The following is a 19,069-nucleotide window of genomic DNA, read 5'->3' on the forward strand; positions in this document are numbered from 1 at the left end:
CGAGGAGTCGCGCGAGCGCATCGCGGACGCGGTGGGCTGCCGGCCGGGCGAGATCGTGTTCACCTCGGGCGGGACCGAGTCCGACAACCTCGCGGTCAAGGGGCTGTTCTGGGCCCGCCGGGACGCCGACCCGCGCCGCACCCGCATCCTCACCAGCGCCGCCGAGCACCACGCCGTCCTCGACCCGGTCCACTGGCTCGCCGAGCACGAGGGCGCCGAGGTCGAGCTGCTTCCCGTCGACGGGCTCGGCCGGCTCGACGTCGACGCGCTGCGCGCCGCGGTGGAGCGGGACCCGGAGTCCGTCGCGCTCGTCTCGGTGATGTGGGCCAACAACGAGGTCGGCACGGTGCAACCGGTGCGCGAGGTCGTCGCCGTCGCCCACGAGCACGGCATCCCCGTGCACAGCGACGCCGTCCAGGCGCTCGCGCATGTCCCGCTCGACTTCGCCGACAGCGACCTCGACCTGATGACCGTCACCGCGCACAAGGCCGGGGGGCCGCTCGGCGTGGGGGCCCTCGTCGTCAAGCGGTCGATGCTGGTCGCCCCGCTGACCCACGGCGGTGGCCAGGAGCGCCAGATCCGCAGTGGCACCCTCGACGCGCCCGCCATCCGCGGCTTCGCCGTGGCGGTCGAGGAGGCCGTCGCCGGTCGCGCCGCGGAGTCCGAGCGCGTGCTGCGGCTGCGTGACCGGCTCGTCACCTCGGCCCTCGCACTGGACTACGGCATCACGGTGACCGGGTACTGGGAGGCCGGCGACGGCATACGGCGGCTGCCCGGCAACGCCCACCTCCTCGTGCCCGGGTGCGAGGGCGACTCCCTGCTCTACCTCCTCGACGCCGCCGGGGTCGAGTGCTCGACCGGGTCGGCCTGCCAGGCGGGGGTGCCCCAGCCCAGCCACGTGCTGCTGGCCATGGGCCTCAGCGAGCAGGACGCCCGGGGCGCACTGCGCCTGACGCTGGGGCACACGTCGACCGACGCCGACGTCGACGCCTTCCTCACCGCCCTGCCCGCGGCCGTCGAGCGCGCCCGACGGGCGTCCGGGGTGGCGTGATGCGGGTCGTCGCGGCCATGAGCGGCGGGGTCGACTCCGCCGTCGCCGCCGCCCGCATGCTCGACGCCGGGCACGACGTGGTCGGGGTCCACCTCGCGCTGTCGCAGAGCGCGGCCACCCTGCGGGAGAGTGCCCGCGGGTGCTGCACGATCGAGGACGCCGGCGACGCCCGCCGGGTCGCCGACATGCTCGGGATCCCCTTCTACGTCTGGGACATGGCTGCGCGGTTCCGTCGCGACGTCATGGAGGACTTCGTGGCCGAGTACCAGGCGGGCCGCACCCCCAACCCGTGCCTGCGGTGCAACGAGAAGATCAAGTTCGCCGCGCTGCTCGACAAGGCCGTCGCGCTCGGCTTCGACGCGGTGGCGACCGGCCACTACGCCCAGGTCGTGGAGCGGCCCGACGGGTCTCGTGAGCTGCACCGCGCCGTCGACGCGGCCAAGGACCAGTCCTACGTCCTGGGCGTGCTGACCGCCGAGCAGCTCGAGCGCTCCTTCTTTCCCCTCGGCGACACCACGAAGCCGCAGATCCGCGCCGAGGCGAGGGAGCGTGGCTTCTACGTCGCCTCCAAGCCCGACTCGCACGACATCTGCTTCATCGCGGACGGCGACACCAAGGCGTGGCTGACCGCTCGGCTCGGCGAGCAGCCCGGCGAGATCGTCGACGCCGCCTCCGGGGAGGTCGTGGGTTCGCACGCCGGCGCCTACGCCTTCACCGTCGGGCAGCGGCGTGGGCTCGGCCTGCCCCGCCACACCCGGGACGGCCGTCCCCGCTACGTCGTGGACGTGGATGCGGGGCGCAACACCGTCATGGTCGGGACCGCGGACCTGCTGGGCGTCAACTCGCTGCGCGGAGACCACGCCCGGTGGTGCGGTCCGGCGCCGGAGGGGGTCGTCGCCGTCGGTGCGCAGGTGCGGGCCCACGGCGATGAGGTCCCCGCGACGGCGTGGGCGGACGGCGACGACGTGCACGTGCGCCTCACCGGGCGGGTCAGGGGAGTGGCGCCCGGGCAGTCGGTCGTGCTCTACGACGGGACCCGCGTGGTGGGCTCGGCGACGATCGCCGAGACCGCGCTGGAGCGCTGAGCCGTATGCCGCCGGCGTCGCCCCTGCAGCGGGTGCGGCGGCTGTGCCTGGCCTTCCCCGGGACGGAGGAGCGGCTCTCCCACGGCGAGCCGACGTGGTTCGCCGGCGGGCGGAAGTCCTTCGTGATGTATGCCGACCACCACCACGACGAGCGCGAGGCGCTCTGGGCGGCGGCTCCCGAGGGTGCCCAGGGGGCGCTGGTCGCCGAGGAACCCGCGCGCTACTTCCGCCCCCCGTACGTCGGCACGCGGGGTTGGGTCGGGGTGTACCTCGACGTGCCGGACGTCGACTGGCCGCGCGTCGAGGAGATCATCGAGGACGCCTGGCGCTGCGTGGCCGGACGACGCCTGCAGGCGGGCCACGACGCGGACGCACGTCCGCGGTCCTGACCCGTCGCCGACTCGCCCGCCTACGCAGGACGGGCGTCTCGCGCGGGAGCCGCTGTGCGCGGTTTTCGTGAGGCGGCGCGGGTTCCGCGTAGTCCCGTTGCCGGATTCGCGCGCACACGCGTCCAGAGCATGCTGCTCTCACCGGCTCGGCGCACGCCAGCGCCGCCCGAGCCGGTGTCGCACACAGGGGGCCGATCCCTCGAAGCCCGCTCGAGCATCGGAGCAGCAGCCATGCGCCACCTCGACCCCAGACGCACCGCCGCGGTCCTCGTGGTCACGGCCCTCTGCGCCCCGGGCGTTGCCGCCCTCCCGGCAGCGGCCACGTCGCAACCGTGGTCCTCCCCGGCCGCCCGTGCCGCGGACCCCGCCCCGGCCCCGAGCCTGGACTGGGCGGCGTGCGAGGGGCTGCCGAGCTTCGACTGCGCCACGATGGAGGTGCCGCTGGACTACGACAGGCCCCGCGGCGACCGGATCTCACTCGCCCTGATCCGCAGACCGGCCGACGACCCGTCGGCGCGGATCGGCTCCCTGCTGGTCAACCCCGGCGGGCCGGGCGGCTCGGGCGTCGGCTTCGTGGCCGGTCTGGGGGACTTCCTGTTCACCCCCGAGGTCCGGGCCTCCTTCGACCTCGTCGGCTTCGACCCGCGCGGCATCGCCGGCAGCACCCAGCTGCAGTGCTTCGAGACGACGGAGGACCAGGTGGCCGTCCTGGCGCCGATGGCCTTCCCGGTGACCCGCGCCGAGGAGGAGAGGTGGGTCGCCGGGCACCGGGCGGTGTCCAAGGCCTGTGAGAAGCGCGGTGGCCCGATCATCGACCACATGTCGACGGCCAACGTGGCGCGCGACATGGACCAGATCAGGATCGCCCTCGGCGAGGAACGGCTGAGCTTCGTCGGCTACTCCTACGGCTCGATGATCGGGTCGACCTACGCCAACATGTTCCCCGCGAAGGTGCGGGCGGTCGTCATCGACGGCGTCATCGACCCCATCTCCTGGACGACGGGCCGGGGTGACCAGGCGGAGACGGTCCCGGTGGACGGCCGGCTGGTGAGCGAGCAGGGCGCGTTCGAGACCCTGAGGCAGTTCCTGGACCTGTGTGACGCGGGCGGGCCCACCTGTGCGTTCTCGGACGGTGACCCGCGCAAGCGGTTCGACGAGCTGGCCGCCCAGCTCCTGGAGGACCCGGCAGAGCTGCCGGACGGGGCCGGCGGGACGTTCCCCTTCACCTACGCCGACCTCGTCGCCATCACCCTGGGCGCGATGTACTCGTCGGAGGTGTGGGGGGATTTCGCGGCGTTCCTCGCCGACCTCGAGGCCGAGGTGGACCCGGCCGGTGCCGCTGCGGCGCTGCAGCGCCTGGGCCGGACCACGGGTCGCGCCGAGCCGTACTGGCAGGTGTACGAGGGCTTTGCCGGGGTCACCTGCAGCGACAGCGACAACCCCGACGACGAGTCGGCGTGGGCGAAGGCCGCCCGTCGCGCGGACGAGAAGTGGCCCTACTTCGGCCGGATCTGGAACTGGGGCTCGAGCATCTGCGCCTCCTGGCCGGGTGTCGACACCGACCGCTGGACCGGCCCCTGGGACCGGCGGACCGCGGCTCCGGTGCTCGTCGTGGGGAGCAGGTACGACCCGGCGACCCGCTACCAGGACGCCGTCTCCACCGCGGGCATCCTCGGACGCGCCCGACTGCTCACGGTCCGCTCCTGGGGCCACACCTCCCTGTTCACCTCGACCTGCGCCGACGACGCCACGGCGAGCTACCTGCTGACCGGGGAGCTGCCCGCCCCCGGCACGGTGTGCGAGGCCGACGTGGTTCCGTTCGCCATGGGCACCGTCCCCCGCTCACGGGACGCCGCGCAGGCCCTGGTCGACCACGGCCTGCGGCCTCGCCCGGCAGGGCCTCCAGGCCGCTGACGCGCGCCCCGGCCCGCCGCGGCCTCGCCCTCCCTCGTCCGCACAGCGCAGGCGGACGCGAGGGGTTTTAGTCCTTGTGCCTGATTCGCCCGGCTGTGACCCGCAGCATGCTGTTCGTCTAGCCGCTTCCCGAGCGCCCGTGGGGCATGACTCGTGCCGGCGTGACGCCTGGAGGGGCGGTCCACACCAGCCCACTCCTCAGGGAGCAGTCATGCGTCTCAAGCACCCCCCACGCGCGGCCTCGACCCTGCTGGCCGCAGCCCTGCTCGTCCTCACCGCTCCGCTCGGCGCCTCGCGTCCCGCGGCGGCATCGGTCCCACCAGCCACGGCACAGACCCCGTCCCAGGCCGGGCAGGTGGCACGGCCGAGCGTGTCCTGGACACCGTGCGGGCCGGAGGCCCCCGGCCTCGACTGCGCTCGACTGCGCGTGCCGCTGGACTACGACAACCCCGGCGGTGACCAGATCTCGCTCGCCCTCATCAGGCGCCCTGCCGACGACCCGGCAGCTCGCATCGGGTCCGTGCTGGTCAACCCGGGTGGGCCGGGCGGTTCGGGAGTGGACTTCGTGGCCCAGGCCGGGGACGTGCTGTTCACGCCCCGGGTGCGGGCGGCCTTCGACCTGGTCGGCTTCGACCCCAGGGGGATCGCCAGGAGCGCCGGGCTCCAGTGCTTCCGGACGACGCAGGAGCAGCTCGACGCACTGGCACCGATGGCGTTCCCCGTCACCCGCGCCGAGGAGGCCCGGTGGATCGCGGGGCACCGGGCCGTCTCCAAGGCCTGTGACCAGCGGGGTGGGCCGGTCATCGACCACATGTCCACGGCCAACGTCGCGCGGGACATGGACCAGATCCGGCGAGCCCTGGGCGAGGCCAGGATGAACTTCGTCGGCTACTCCTACGGCTCCCTCGTGGGCTCCACCTACGCCAACCTGTTCCCCGAGAAGGTGCGCGCGGTCGTCATCGACGCTGTGGTCAACCCCATCTCCTGGACGACCGGCAAGGGGGACGAGGCCGACACCGTTCCCGTGTTCGGCCGGCTCGGCAGCGAGCAGGGCTCCTACGAGACGTTCCAGCAGTTCCTGGCCCTCTGCGATGCGGGCGGGGCCACCTGTGCGTTCTCCGAGGGGGACCCGCGCCAGCGCTTCGACCGGCTCGCCCGCCAGCTGTTGCGGGAGCCGGCGGAGCTTCCCGACGGGGAGGGTGGGACGGTCACCGTGACCTACGCCGACCTGGTGGCCGTCACGCGGGTGGCGCTGTACTCGCCGCCCATCTGGCCGGATCTCGCACTGCTGCTGGCCGACCTGGAGGGGGCGGTCGACCCGGCACGGGCAGCCGCGACCCTGCAGCGGCTGCAGGCTCGGGCCCAGGGGCTGGCCGCGCCGTACGAGCAGGTGTACGAGGGCCTCGCCGGGGTGACCTGCTCCGACAGCGACAACCCCGACCACGAGGCCGCCTGGGCTCGGTCGGCCCGCCGCGCCGATCAGCGGACGCCGTACTTCGGGCGGCCCTGGCACTGGGTCTCGAGCATCTGCGCCTCGTGGCCCGGAGCGGACCACGACCGCTACACCGGTCCCTGGAGCAGGGCGACTGCCTCGCCGGTGCTCGTGGTCGGCACGAGGTACGACCCCGCGACCCGCTACCAGAGCGCCGTGTCCACCGCGCGCCTGCTGGGTCGCGCCCGGCTGCTCACCGTGCAGGCCTGGGGCCACACATCGCTGTTCACCTCGACCTGCGCCGACGACGCGACGGCGGACTACCTGCTGACCGGCGCACTGCCGGCACCCGGCACCGTGTGCGACGCCGACGCCGTCCCGTTCGCCGCGGGCCCGGCCAACCGACAGCGCGTCGCCGCGAAGGCACTGGTCGACCAGTGGTTGCTGCCGGTCGCCGTGGCCACCGCGGGTCGCTGACGAGCGCTGGGCCGCGACACCGGGCCGACCGCCGGCGCCGCGGCGACACGCGGTCCGGCGCCGGACCGGCGCCGCAGCGGCACCGGCGCAGAGTGCAGCTGCGGGAGCGGACTAGGGTCGTCGCGTGACGCGCGCGACTGGCATCGGATCATGGCCCGGCACCGACCAGCGCGAGGCCCTGCGGGTGGTCCGGGACCTGCTCGGCGAGGAGGGGCTGCCCTACCTCCCCGAGACCCCGGATCGTGGGCCCGGTGCCGACATGGTCGGCCGCTCGGCCGGGCTGCTCGTCGACCTCCACGTCGACCTGCAGCCCTCGGGCTGGCGGTTCGTCGACCGTCCGGGCCGCGATGCGGAGCGCACGGCGTCGTTCTGGCGTCGGGACCTCGACGACCTGGCCGAGGCCTTCGACGGCTACGCGGGGCGGCTCAAGCTCGCGGTCGCCGGGCCCTGGACCCTCGCCGCCGGCGTGTCGCTCCACCGCGGGGAGCGGGTGCTCGCCGACGAGGGCGCCGCCCGCGACCTCATCTCCTCCCTCGCGGAGGGCATCCGGGTGCACCTGGACGACGTCCAACGGCTCGTGCCGGGGGCCGTGTTGGTGCTCCAGGTCGACGAGCCGTCGCTGCCGTCCGTGCTCGCGGGGCGCCTGCCCACGTCGTCCGGCTACGGCCACCTTCGCGCCGTCGACCCGCAGGCCGTCCTGACCGGTCTGCGCGAGGTCCTCGCCGCGGCGGGGGAGCGCGAGACGGTCGTGCACTGCTGCCACCCCGGCATCCCGCTGCCGCTGCTGCGCGACACGGGGGCGGGTGCCGTCGCCCTCGACACCACCGCCCTGACGCCGGCGCGCTGGGAGTCTGTCGCGGCCACCGTCGAGGCCGGCACCGCACTGTATGCCGGGTGCCTCCCCACGGACGGCACGGGGACGACCGGGTCGGCCTGGCGGCAACTCGTGGAGGCTTGGCAGAGAACCGGACTGCCACTGTCGGCGCTGGCTGACATCGTGGTGAGTCCGGCCTGCGGACTGGCCGGACTCACACCATCGGGGGCCACGAGCGTTCAACGGTCGGCCGTCGAAGTGGCCAGGGAATTGTCCGAACGCGCAGAGAGTTGACCCGCCCATGAGTGCCGCAGCACCCACCGTCCTGCCGGTGCCGGAGGTGCGCGTCGGGCGCGTCCCCTGGCAGGTCAAGTTCCTCGCCCTGGCCCTGATCTGGGGCTCCAGCTTCCTGCTCATGAAGGTCGGGCTGGGCTCGCTGGCCCCCCTCCAGATCTCCGGGCTCCGCATCTTCGCGGGCGTCGCCGCCCTGCTCGTGCTGCTCGGGCTCACCCGCGGCCGGCTGCCGCGGGGCCGGCGCACCTGGGGCCACCTCATGGTCACCGGGTTCTTCCTCGGAGCCCTCCCGTTCTCGCTCTTCGCGGCCAGCGAGGAGCGGGTGTCCTCGGCGTTGGCGGGCATCGGCAACGCCACCACGCCGCTCGCCGCCGTCCTCTTCTCGCTGGCACTCCTGCCGGCCGAGCGGTTGCCCGGGCGCAAGGTCGCGGCCGTCCTCGCCGGCTTCGTCGGGGTGCTGGTCATCCTGCAGCCCTGGGACTCCCTGGGCCGGCCCGACGCCATCGGCTTCGGCATGACCCTGGTGGCCGGCGCGAGCTACGGCCTCGGCTGGACGTACGTCAAGCGCTTCCTCCAGCACGACAACCCCGGCGGGCTGTCGATGCCCACCGCGCAGCTGCTCACGGCGGGGGCCCAGATGGTCGCCGTGCTCGCGGTCTGGTGGGCGCTCAGCCGCGACGCGTTCGCCACGCCGTGGTCGCTGCGCCCGGACGCCACGGCGGCCTCGCCGGTGTGGCCGGTGCTCGCGGTCCTGGCCCTCGGCGTGGTCGGCACCGGGGTGGCCTACGTCCTCCAGTTCGACGTGGTCAGGGCTGCGGGCCCGACGGTCGGCGCCACCGTCACCTACCTCATCCCGGTCGTGTCCGTGGTGCTCGGTGTGACCCTGCTCGACGAGTCACTCGCGTGGCCGCAGCTGGCCGGGGCAGGCATCGTGCTGGCCTCCGCCGTGGTGATCGGTATGCCGCGCCGCCGCCTCCCGGCCCCGCCCGCCTGAGCCGCCAGCCGCCACCCGCCTGAGCCGCCACCCGCCCGAGCCGCCACCCGTCTGAGCCGCCACCCGCCTGGGCGGGGCCGGGGCACGGCCGCGCCCGTCCCGCGCGGGCGGCAGGGCGGCATACCGGGTGCCCGGCCGTCAGGACCCCGTGGGGGGCTTGACCTCGCGCCGCAGGATCTTCCCGGTCGGGCCCTTGGGCAGCTCGTCCAGCGTCCAGAGCCGTCGCGGGTACTTGTAGGCCGCGATCCGCTCCTTGACGAACTGCTGCACGTCCTCGAGTGACGCCGTCGCTCCCGGCTTGAACGCGACAGCTGCGCCGACCTCCTCGCCCATGAGCTCGTCCGGCACGCTGACGACGGCGGCCTCGAGGACGTCCGGGTGCTGGTAGAGCACCTCCTCGACCTCCCTGGGGTACACGTTCATGCCGCCGCGGATGATCATGTCCTTCTTCCGGTCGACGATGGTGAAGTACCCCTCCTCGTCGACGGTGGCGAGGTCCCCGGTGCGGAACCAGCCGTCGGGGACCGCCTCGGCGGTGGCCTCCGGCTTGCCCCAGTACCCCTTCATGAGGTTGTCGCCCCGGATCGCGATCTCGCCGACCTCCCCGATCGGCACGTCCTTGCCGTCGAGGTCCACGACGCGCATCTCGCAGCCGGGGATCGCGACGCCGATCGTGCCGGGCTTGCGCTCGCGGTCGGGCATGTTGAACGACGCCACGGGCGAGGTCTCGGACAGCCCGTAGCCCTCCAGGATCATGCAGCCGAAGGTGTCCTCGAACGCCCTCATCACCTCGGCCGGCATCGCCGACCCCCCGGAGGCGCACACCCGCAGCGAGCTGGTGTCGGTCGAGCCGGCCTTCTCGTGGTGCAGGATCGCGGCATACATCGTTGGCACGCCCTCGAAGATCGTCACCTTCTCACGCTCGACCACCTCGAGCGCCTTGCCCGGGTCGAAGCGGGGGATGAGCGCCAGCGACGCGCCGCTCACCGTCGCCGCCTGCAGGCCGACCACGAGGCCGAAGACGTGGAAGAGCGGCAGGCAGCCCATGATCACGTCGTCCGCGTCGATCCGCAGGATCACCTCGGCGCAGCGTCGGGCGTTGAGGTCGAGGTTGCGGTGCGTGAGCTCGGCGCCCTTGGGCCGTCCTGTCGTCCCCGAGGTGTAGAGGATGACGGCGGTGTCGCTGTCGTCCCGCTCCACGGCCTGGCCGAGTGGCTCGGCGTGGGGGAGGTCCTCCTCGGCCGGCCCCATCGGGCCGGCCTGGACGACTCGGGTGCCCGCGCCCTCGGCGCCCTTGCGCGCCTCGTCGAGGAAGTCGCCCCAGACGAAGGCGATCTTGGCGCCCGAGTCGGAGAAGTAGTAGTCGATCTCCCGGGCCTTCAGCAGCGGGTTCATCGGGACCACGGTGCCGCCCGCCATCAGGGTGCCGAAGAACAGGACGGGGAAGGCGGGCACGTTCGGGAGGATGAGCGCCACGCGGTCTCCGGGCGCGACCCCTGCGGCTCGCAGCGACCCCGCGGCCGCCAGGGCCAGGTCACGCAGCTGGGCCCAGGTCAGCGCCACCGAGTCGAGCCGGATGGCGGTCCGGTCGGGGTGCTTCTCGGCGGTGGCGATCAGGTTCTCGGCCAGGTTCGTCATGGTGGGCGCTCTCCTCGGCGTTGGGGACTCCGCTGCCGGCCATCCTCGTCCGTGCCACCGTGTTTGGCTACGCAACCGCCGAGACCGGGTCTGCCGCGCGTCCGCGTGGGTGTCGGGACCGTGCGGCAGGATGGGCCCGTGACCGAGATCGTCAGCGACGTCCCGCAGGAGCTGCACCACGAGTGGGTCGACCTGGCCCAGCGGGCGGCCGAGGCCCAGTTCAACTACCACGTCAGGGACGCGCCGACCATCAGCGATGCCGAGTACGACGGCATCATCCGGCGCCTGAACGAGCTCGAGGACGCCTACCCGTCGCTGCGCACCCCGGAGAGCCCGACCCAGCAGGTCGGCGGGGCCGTCTTCTCCACCGACTTCCAGGCCGTCGACCACCTCGAACGGATGCTCAGCCTCGACAACTGCTTCAGCCCCGACGAGCTGGCGGCGTGGGCCGCTCGCGTCACGCGCGACGCCGGCCGCTCCGACTTCCACTACCTGTGCGAGCTGAAGATCGACGGCCTCGCGGTCAACCTGCTGTACGAACGCGGCCGCCTCGTGCGGGCACTGACCCGCGGCGACGGCCGAACCGGCGAGGACGTCACCAACAACGTCAAGACCATCGAGCACATCCCGCACCAGCTCGCCGGGTCCGACCACCCTGCCCGTGTCGAGGTCCGCGGTGAGGTCTACTTCCCGATCGAGGCGTTCGCCGACCTCAACGCCTCGCTGGTCGAGGCCGGCAAGGCGCCGTTCGCGAACCCGCGCAACTCCGCCGCCGGCTCCCTGCGCCAGAAGGACCCGCGCGTCACCGCGAGCCGGCCGCTGCACATGCTGGTCCACGGCATCGGCCACCGCGAGGGGTTCGAGCTGACCCGTCAGTCCGAGGCGTACCAGCTGCTGGGGCAGTGGGGACTGCCCGTCTCCACGCACTACCGCGTGCTCTCGACGATCGACGAGGTGCAGGAGTTCGTCACCCTCTACGGGGAGAACCGCCACAGCGTCGAGCACGAGATCGACGGCATCGTCGTCAAGGTCGACGAGGTCGCGGTCCAGCGCCAGCTCGGCTCGACCTCACGGGCACCGCGCTGGGCCATCGCGTACAAGTACCCCCCGGAGGAGGTCAACACGAAGCTCCTCGACATCCAGGTCAACGTCGGTCGCACCGGCCGGGTGACGCCCTTCGGGGTCATGGAGCCGGTGGTCGTGGCCGGGTCGACGGTCGAGCGCGCGACCCTCCACAACGCCGACGAGGTCAAGCGCAAGGGTGTGCTGATCGGCGACACGGTGGTGCTGCGCAAGGCGGGCGACGTGATCCCCGAGATCCTCGGGCCGGTCGTCGACCTGCGCGACGGGACGGAGCGCGCGTTCGTGATGCCGACCGAGTGTCCCTCGTGTGGCACGCCGCTGAAGCCGGAGAAGGAGGGCGACAAGGACATCCGCTGCCCCAACTCCCAGACCTGCCCGTCCCAGCTGCGCGAGCGCCTTGCCGGGCTGGCCGGCCGCGGGGCCTTCGACATCGAGGCCCTCGGCTGGGAGGGCGCGGTGGCGCTGCTCGAGGCGGGGGTGCTCACCGACGAGGGCGGGCTCTTCGGCCTGCGCGCAGCGGACGTCGCACGGGTCCCGCTGTTCACCAGGGCGGCCAGGAAGACCGACCCGGAGGATGTCGTCGTCGACGGGCGGGTGCTCTCCGCCAACGGAGCCCGCCTCGTCGCCAACCTCGAGGCAGCCAGGCGCCAGCCGCTGTGGCGGGTGCTGGTGGCGCTGTCGATCAGGCACGTCGGCCCGACGGCCGCCCGCGCGCTGGCCCAGCACTTCGGCTCGATGGACGCGCTCCGCGAGGCGGCGCGCGAGCGTCCCGAGGAGCTCGCCGCCGTCGAGGGCGTGGGCGGCATCATCGCCGAGTCCGTGGCCGCGTGGTTCGCGGTCGACTGGCACCGCGCGATCGTCGACCAGTGGAAGGCGGACGGCGTGGTCATGGCCGACGAGCGCGACGCCTCGGTCGAGCAGACCCTCGCCGGTCTCACCATCGTGGTGACGGGCTCGCTCGAGGGCTTCTCACGCGACGAGGCCAAGGAGGCGATCCTCGCGCGCGGCGGCAAGGCGGCAGGGTCGGTGTCGAAGAAGACCGACTACGTCGTGGTGGGGGAGAACGCCGGGTCGAAGGAGGACAAGGCCCGCGAGCTCGGCCGCCCGATCCTCGACGAGGCGGGCTTCCGTCGGCTCCTCGAGACGGGGCAGCCGTGAGGTCGCTCGTCATCGGCTCGGACGTCTTCCTCACCTACTGCGACGACGCGCTGGTCGCGATGCGCGACATGGTGACCGACCTCGGCGACGACCTGGCCAACCGCCGACCCGACCTGCCCGGGGCCAACAGCCCCTTCGCCATCCTGACCCACTGCCTGGGTGTGTGCGGCCGGTGGGCCTCCACGGTCAACCTCGGCGAGGTGATCCCCCGTGACCGCGACGCCGAGTTCGCGGCTGCCGGGAAGGTTGCGGACCTGGCCGCCGAGACCGACCGGCTGCGCCAGGCGCTCGCGGGCTGGGTGACGCGCGCCGACCCGACGGCGCGCCCGGCCAACCCGGCCGACGGTGAGGACCCGCGCATGACCCAGGGTGAGGTCCTGCTCCATGTCTACGAGGAGCTCGCCCAGCACCGCGGCCAGATGGAGATCACCCGCGACGTCCTCAGGGCGTTGGAGGGGTGAGAGGTCGAGCCGGTGCCGCTGCGGGCGACGTCTGGCACGCCGCACACCCCGTCCGTGCGCGGGCTCCACGCCGAGGGTTCTGCACACCCGGCACGCCCCGTTTGTGTGCTGCATCCACATTGAGGCGACTCACCACCGCCCAGAACGATGGCGCGCATGCGCCCGACAACGACGTCACGCCGACGGCTCGTCGCCGTCCTGTCCACCGCCGCGGTCCTGCTCTCGACCGCCGCGCTCACCGCCGCACCCGCCCAGGCTGACAAGCCCGGCGCCGGCCACTGCGCCCGCCAGGGCAAGATCAGGGTCCCCGGGGCCGAGGTGCAGAAGGTCTCGTGCCTGGACGACCTCACGACGGCAGGCACCGTCGCCAGCGGCCACACGAACGCCGGGGACTGGGCGGGCCTGCACGCGGCGGGGACCCAGAACCCGTCGGGTGTCCCGGGCATCCAGGTCGACGGCTACTTCCCGGACACCTCGACCACCAACACCAACAACGGCTGGAACCACGACGCGCAGTTCGTCATCCGCTTCCCCGACAACTGGAACGGTGGCCTGGTCATCACCGGCGCGCCCGGGGTCCGCGCGCAGTACGCGAACGACTTCATCATCGGCGACTGGGTGCTGGGCAAGGGCTACGCCTTCGCCTCCACCGACAAGGGCAACACCGGTGCGAAGTTCTACAAGGACGGCTCGGCCCCCGGCGGGTCGATCCGCGAGTGGCACGCGCGGGTCACCCAGCTCACCCACGCGGCCAAGCGCGTCGCCCGGCAGGTCTACGCCAAGCACCCGCGGCGCACCTACATGGCGGGCATCTCCAACGGCGGCTATCTCACCCGGTGGCAGCTCGAGAACAACCCGGAGGACTTCGACGGCGGCCTCGACTGGGAGGGCACCCTCTTCCGCGCCGAGGGCCCGAACCTGCTGACCTACCTCCCGACCGCGCTCAAGCACTACCCGGCGTACGCGGCGACCGGCGACCAGGCCGCTCACGACGCCATCATCGCCGCGGGCTTCGAGCCGGGCTCGGAGTTCCTCTGGCCGTTCCACTACTCCTACTACTGGGACCTCACGCAGCGGATCTACCGCGAGGAGCTCGACCCGCAGTGGGACGGCGACCTCGACGCCGGGATCCCGTTCTGCGCCAGCGGCACCCCGAACTGCGACGCGGACTACGACTACGCCTCCCGTCCGCAGTCGGTGAAGGACGCGGTGGCCTCGATCTCCCTGACGGGGCGGATCGGGAAGCCGGTGATCACCATCCACGGCGACCTCGACACCCTGCTCCCGGCGCCCACCGACTCCGACGTCTACGACCAGCTCGTCGAGGAGGCGGGCGCCGGCAGCCTGCACCGCTACTACACGGTCGAGGACGGCACCCACACGGACGGTCTCCACGCGGCATACCCGGACCGCCTTCGGCCGCTGCTGCCGTGCGCCCGGGACGGCTTCGACCTGCTCACCGCCTGGGCGGAGGACGGCGTCGAGCCACCGGCGGACGGCTTCCGGCCCCGGCCGGCGAGCGGCGACCTGGTCAACACCTGCTCGCTGTAGCCCGCCGCCCTCCGCGGCGAACGCGGCCGGGGCCCTGCCGACGAGGCGCGGCACCGGCCGCCGTTCGTGGGTGGGGTGCCCGCTGCCGTAGGCTTGACGATCGTGGCAGTCGACTTCCCCCAAGAGATCAAAGAGCTCCGCGCGACGATGGACTCGGTGCGTGGGGTCACCGACCTCGACGCCCTCCAGGCCCAGATCAAGGACTTGGAGGCCAAGGCGTCAGCGCCCGACCTCTGGGACGACCCCGAGGCGGCGCAGCAGGTCACCTCGGCGCTGTCGCGCGCCAACAGCGAGCGCGACCGCGTGCTCGGCATGGACGCCCGGATCGACGACCTCGAGACCCTCGTCGAGATGGGCACCGAGGACGGCGGCGACCCCGAGACGATCGCCGAGGCCGAGCGCGAGCTCGTCGCCATCAAGAAGGCGCTCGGCGAGCTCGAGGTCCGTACCCTGCTCAGCGGCGAGTACGACGAGCGTGAGGCCGTGGTCACCATCCGCTCCGGCGCCGGGGGAGTGGACGCCGCGGACTTCGCCGAGATGCTGATGCGGATGTACCTCCGCTGGGCCGAGCGGCACGGCTACCCGACCGCGGTGCTCGACACCTCCTACGCCGAGGAGGCCGGCCTCAAGTCGGCGACCTTCGAGGTCAAGGTGCCGTACGCCTTCGGCAACCTCTCCGTCGAGGCGGGCACCCACCGGCTGGTCCGGATCAGCCCGTTCGACAACCAGGGTCGCCGCCAGACGAGCTTCGCCGCCGTCGAGGTCATCCCGCTGATCGAGTCGACCGACCACATCGACATCCCGGAGAACGAGATCAAGGTCGACGTGTTCCGCTCCTCCGGGCCCGGCGGGCAGAGCGTCAACACCACCGACTCGGCGGTCCGGATGACCCACATCCCGACCGGCATCGTCGTCTCGATGCAGAACGAGAAGAGCCAGATCCAGAACCGCGCCGCCGCGCTGCGCGTCCTGCAGTCCCGCCTGCTGCTGCAGAAGAAGGCCGAGGAGGCGGCGGCCAAGAAGGAAATGGCCGGCGACGTCAAGGCCAGCTGGGGCGACCAGATGCGCTCCTACGTGCTCCAGCCGTACCAGATGGTCAAGGACCTGCGCACCGAGCACGAGGTGGGCAACCCCAGCGCGGTCTTCGACGGCGACATCGACGACTTCATCGAGGCGGGCATCCGCTGGCGCAAGGCCCAGGAGAAGGCCGAGGCCTGACGTCCCCGGCGGGACCGCGACGCCCAGCGGTGCGGGGCCCGTGCGGGCAGTGGGCTCGGCGGGTCGTCAGTTCGGCCGAGATCGGGTCGGCCGCAACGCCGAGTTTCAGGGGCTGCCGGATTTGTGCAGAACGGCGACCTATTCTCGTGTGGTGCACCGTGCAGCCCTCCCCTGGAGGCGCGGTGTGCCGCCGACGTCCCCCAGCCGCGAAGGCCGCCTGCCCGCATGATCCGTTTCGAGCACGTCACCAAGGTCTACCCCCGGGCGTCCCGGCCCGCCCTGCGCGACATCAGCCTCGAGGTGGGGCGGGGGGAGTTCGTCTTCGTCGTGGGCGAGTCCGGCTCGGGCAAGTCCACCCTGCTGCGGCTCGCGCTGCGGGAGGAGCAGGCCACGCAGGGCAACGTGCTCGTGGCCGGCCACGAGCTCGGCCGGCTCCCGCACCGCAAGGTGCCCCGCCTGCGCCGTGAGATCGGCACCGTCTTCCAGGACTTCCGCCTGCTCCCCAACAAGAACGTCTACCAGAACGTCGCCTTCGCCCTCCAGGTGCTCGGCCGGCCCGGTCACGCCATCCGCCAGGTCGTCCCGGAGACCCTGGAGATGGTCGGCCTCGACGGCAAGGAGAAGCGCCTGCCCCACGAGCTCTCGGGCGGCGAGCAGCAGCGGGTGGCCATCGCCCGCGCCTTCGTCAACAAGCCGGCCATCCTGCTCGCCGACGAGCCGACCGGCAACCTCGACCCCAAGACCAGCCTGGAGATCGTCCGCCTGCTCGACCGCATCAACCGCACCGGCACGACGATCGTCATGGCCACGCACGACGACGACATCGTCAACCAGCTGCGCAAGCGGGTCGTCGAGCTCGACCACGGCCAGATCATCCGCGACGAGAACCAGGGCGTCTACGGCTCCGTCGCCCTGTAGCGCGACTCCGAGCCTGCCGCCACGACCACACGAGGGACCCTCACCCATGCGACTGCAGTTCATCCTCAGCGAGATCTGGATCGGGTTGCGCCGCAACCTGTCCATGGCCATCTCGGTGGTCCTCGTGACGATGGTGTCGATGTACCTCCTCGGCCTCGGGCTCCTGGCCCAGCGCCAGGCGGACACCTTCAAGGGGTACTGGTACGACCGGGTCCAGGTGACCATCTTCATGTGCACCGCCGACTCGGGGGAGCCCGCCTGTGACAAGAAGGCGGTCACCGAGGAGCAGAAGCAGGCCATCAAGGTCCAGCTCGACGAGATGAAGCCGCTGGTCAAGAACGTCTACTACGAGTCGGAGCAGCAGGCGTTCGACCGGTTCCAGAAGCAGTTCCGCAACAGCCCGCTGGCCGGCAACGTGCGCGTGGGGGACATCCCGCAGAACTTCCGCGTCCAGCTCAGCGACCCCACCAAGTACGAGGTGATCGTCAGCTCGTTCGAGGGCGCGCCGGGCGTCGGGGCGGTGCAGGACCAGAAGAAGGTCCTCGAGAAGTTCTTCAAGGGCATCAACTACATCACCCTGTTCTCCTTCGTGCTCGCCTCCCTGATGGTGCTCTGCGCCGTCCTCCTCATGGCGACCACGATCCGCCAGGCAGCCTTCAGCAGGCGGCGGGAGACCGGGATCATGAAGCTCGTCGGCGCGTCGAACTTCACGATCCGCTTCCCGTTCATGATGGAGACGCTCATCTCCGCGCTGCTCGGGGCAGGGGCGGCCACCGCCCTCCTGTGGGCCACCGCCAACTACGGCTTCAACCGCTACCTCAACCAGCTCATCCTCGACCAGGCCTTCATCGGCGTCTCCGACGTCTGGGCCATCACCCCGTGGATGGTGGCGGGCGTCGCGGGCCTCGCCATCGGCACCTCCTGGGTGACGCTCTGGCGCTACCTGCGGGTCTGAGGCGGCGACGCGAACATGACCCGGAGTCGCCCGCATGACCCGAATCCCCCGAAACCCCTGTGGTTTGTGTTACGAATGGGGCCCATGAGTGCCACTTCGCGGTCCCGCGCCGTCTCAGCAGGCGTGCGCCTGGCGACGATCGGGACCGCCCTGGCCTGTGCGCTCACCCTCGTCTCGCCCCCGGTTGCTGCGACGGCAGCCGACCCCAAGGACCAGAAGCGCAAGGTCGACCGGGAGATCGCCCAGCTGCGCGAACAGCTGCACGAGACCTCGGCCGACCTGTCCTCCGCCTTCCTCGCGCTCAAGCGGACCCAGGCTGCCCTTCCCGCCGCGCAGGCCCGGCTCGACAAGGCCACCGCCGCCGTGGCCAAGGCCGACCAGCACAACGACGAGATGGCCGTGGCCCTGCAGGTGGCACGGGCCAACGAGGCGCGGGCGGTCGACGCCCTGGCGAAGACCGACGCCGACATCGCCGACACCCGCTCACGGGTCGCGCACTTCGCCGCGCAGATGTACCAGGACCAGGGGATGGGCCAGCTCTCCGTGGCCCTCAGCGCCACCAGCCCGGATGACTTCGCCACCAAGATCGCCATGGCGGACACCGTCATGAGCGTGCAGAACAAGTCCCTGGACCGGCTCTCCACCGTGCAGGCGGCCGCCACCGCCCAGAAGGCCCATGTCGAGGCCCTCCGGCGCGACGTCGCCCGGGCCAAGGTCGCCGCCGAGAAGGCACTCAAGGCCGCGACGACCGCGCGGTCGCAGGCCGCGGCCGCCAAGGTCGCTCTCGACCGCCTCGCGGCGCAGCAGGCTCGCCAGGCCGCCCAGGTCAAGGCCCGCATGGCAGCGGAGCAGCGGCGCCTCAAGGGCATGCAGGCGGAGTCCACCCGGCTGCAGAAGGTGCTGGCCGCGCGTGCCCGTGCCGCCAAGATCGCCGCCGCCAGGGCCCGGGCCCGCAGGGAGGCCGCGGCCCGCGCGGCGGCCGCGCGGGCGAAGCGGCGGTACGTCCCGCCGCCGCCGGAGCAGTCGGGGGGCTACCTCTCCGCCCCGACGAGCGCGCCCGTCTCCTCCGAGTTCGGCATGCGCTACCACCCGGTGCTCCACTACTGGCGACTGCACGCCGGACGCGACTACGCCGCGAACTGTGGCTCGCCGGTGCGCGCGGCCGCCTCGGGCACCATCATCTCGGCCGGTGTCGCGGGGGGCTACGGCAACCAGCTCGTCGTGGCCCACGGCGTCCACAGCGGCGTCGACCTGGCGACCACGTACAACCACCTGAGCTCGTTCGCCCGCAGCGGCGGGTCGGTCCGTCGCGGCGAGGTGATCGGCTACGTCGGGACCACCGGTACCTCCACCGGATGCCACCTCCACTTCGAGACCCGCGAGGACGGCAACCCGGTCGATCCCCGCAAGTGGCTCTGACCCCTCACGGAAATGCCCCGTCGGGCGGTGGCCACGAACAGGTAGCGTTGCCCTGACGCGGCATACGGCCGGGTCTTGAGCAGTGAAGGCAGGACAGCCGCAGTGGCCAAGGAGCAGGGGCGCAAGCTCGTCGCGAGCAACCGCAAGGCGCGCCACGACTACCACATCGAGGACACCTACGAGGCGGGGCTGGTGCTCACCGGCACCGAGGTGAAGTC

16 protein-coding genes are annotated in these 19,069 nt (G+C 72.4%); 15 read left to right on the plus strand and 1 reads right to left on the minus strand.

The window, feature by feature from the left end; genetic code table 11:
• The 7 genes from VIB11_RS16010 to VIB11_RS16040 all read left to right on the plus strand — a co-directional run.
• The coding region (locus VIB11_RS16010; RefSeq protein ID WP_332032527.1) for a cysteine desulfurase family protein at positions 1–1,051 on the plus strand (1,051 nt) is incomplete at its 5' end.
• On the plus strand, positions 1,051–2,136 hold the full coding sequence (gene mnmA / locus VIB11_RS16015) for a tRNA 2-thiouridine(34) synthase MnmA (RefSeq protein ID WP_332032529.1): 1,086 nt from the start codon (positions 1,051–1,053) through the stop codon (positions 2,134–2,136). The genes VIB11_RS16010 and mnmA, both read left to right, overlap by 1 nt.
• Positions 2,137–2,141: 5 nt before the next feature.
• The gene (locus tag VIB11_RS16020) at positions 2,142–2,525 is read left to right on the plus strand and encodes an MmcQ/YjbR family DNA-binding protein (protein ID WP_332032531.1); all 384 of its coding nucleotides are present in this window, start codon (positions 2,142–2,144) and stop codon (positions 2,523–2,525) included.
• A 231-nt stretch (positions 2,526–2,756) separates the two neighbouring features.
• Positions 2,757–4,439: an alpha/beta hydrolase gene (locus tag VIB11_RS16025; RefSeq protein ID WP_332032533.1), complete on the plus strand. Its 1,683-nt coding sequence runs from the start codon at positions 2,757–2,759 to the stop codon at positions 4,437–4,439.
• A gap of 211 nt (positions 4,440–4,650) precedes the next feature.
• On the plus strand, positions 4,651–6,348 hold the full coding sequence (locus VIB11_RS16030) for an alpha/beta hydrolase (protein ID WP_332032535.1): 1,698 nt from the start codon (positions 4,651–4,653) through the stop codon (positions 6,346–6,348).
• A gap of 124 nt (positions 6,349–6,472) precedes the next feature.
• On the plus strand, positions 6,473–7,456 hold the full coding sequence (locus VIB11_RS16035) for a methionine synthase (RefSeq protein ID WP_332032537.1): 984 nt from the start codon (positions 6,473–6,475) through the stop codon (positions 7,454–7,456).
• A gap of 7 nt (positions 7,457–7,463) precedes the next feature.
• Positions 7,464–8,450, plus strand: coding sequence for a DMT family transporter (locus tag VIB11_RS16040; protein ID WP_332032539.1), 987 nt, complete (start codon positions 7,464–7,466; stop codon positions 8,448–8,450).
• Between the two features lie 138 nt (positions 8,451–8,588).
• Here VIB11_RS16040 and VIB11_RS16045 read toward each other — a convergent pair whose 3' ends face one another.
• Positions 8,589–10,088 (minus strand): long-chain fatty acid--CoA ligase, encoded by a 1,500-nt coding sequence (locus VIB11_RS16045; protein WP_332032541.1) that lies wholly within the window; start codon positions 10,086–10,088, stop codon positions 8,589–8,591.
• A gap of 138 nt (positions 10,089–10,226) precedes the next feature.
• Here VIB11_RS16045 and ligA point away from each other — a divergent pair, with 138 nt between their 5' ends.
• From ligA to VIB11_RS16085, 8 genes are all read left to right on the plus strand, one after another.
• The gene (gene ligA / locus VIB11_RS16050; RefSeq protein ID WP_332032543.1) at positions 10,227–12,329 is read left to right on the plus strand and encodes an NAD-dependent DNA ligase LigA; all 2,103 of its coding nucleotides are present in this window, start codon (positions 10,227–10,229) and stop codon (positions 12,327–12,329) included.
• Complete coding sequence (locus VIB11_RS16055) at positions 12,326–12,790, plus strand: DinB family protein (protein ID WP_332032545.1); 465 nt, start codon at positions 12,326–12,328, stop codon at positions 12,788–12,790. The genes ligA and VIB11_RS16055 overlap by 4 nt, the downstream gene beginning before the upstream one ends.
• Before the next feature lie 156 nt (positions 12,791–12,946).
• Positions 12,947–14,341 (plus strand): tannase/feruloyl esterase family alpha/beta hydrolase, encoded by a 1,395-nt coding sequence (locus VIB11_RS16060; RefSeq protein WP_332032547.1) that lies wholly within the window; start codon positions 12,947–12,949, stop codon positions 14,339–14,341.
• A gap of 102 nt (positions 14,342–14,443) precedes the next feature.
• Positions 14,444–15,559 (plus strand): peptide chain release factor 2, encoded by a 1,116-nt coding sequence (gene prfB, locus VIB11_RS16065; RefSeq protein WP_332032548.1) that lies wholly within the window; start codon positions 14,444–14,446, stop codon positions 15,557–15,559.
• A 225-nt stretch (positions 15,560–15,784) separates the two neighbouring features.
• The gene (ftsE, locus tag VIB11_RS16070; RefSeq protein WP_332032549.1) at positions 15,785–16,477 is read left to right on the plus strand and encodes a cell division ATP-binding protein FtsE; all 693 of its coding nucleotides are present in this window, start codon (positions 15,785–15,787) and stop codon (positions 16,475–16,477) included.
• A 46-nt stretch (positions 16,478–16,523) separates the two neighbouring features.
• Positions 16,524–17,432: a permease-like cell division protein FtsX gene (gene ftsX / locus VIB11_RS16075; RefSeq protein ID WP_332032551.1), complete on the plus strand. Its 909-nt coding sequence runs from the start codon at positions 16,524–16,526 to the stop codon at positions 17,430–17,432.
• Between the two features lie 84 nt (positions 17,433–17,516).
• On the plus strand, positions 17,517–18,851 hold the full coding sequence (locus VIB11_RS16080; protein ID WP_332032553.1) for a peptidoglycan DD-metalloendopeptidase family protein: 1,335 nt from the start codon (positions 17,517–17,519) through the stop codon (positions 18,849–18,851).
• 102 nt (positions 18,852–18,953) lie between these two features.
• A partial coding sequence (locus VIB11_RS16085; RefSeq protein ID WP_332032555.1) for an SsrA-binding protein occupies positions 18,954–19,069 on the plus strand: 116 nt, incomplete at its 3' end.

It is taken from the genome of Pedococcus sp. (assembly GCF_036554925.1).
Taxonomy (GTDB): domain Bacteria; phylum Actinomycetota; class Actinomycetes; order Actinomycetales; family Dermatophilaceae; genus Pedococcus_A.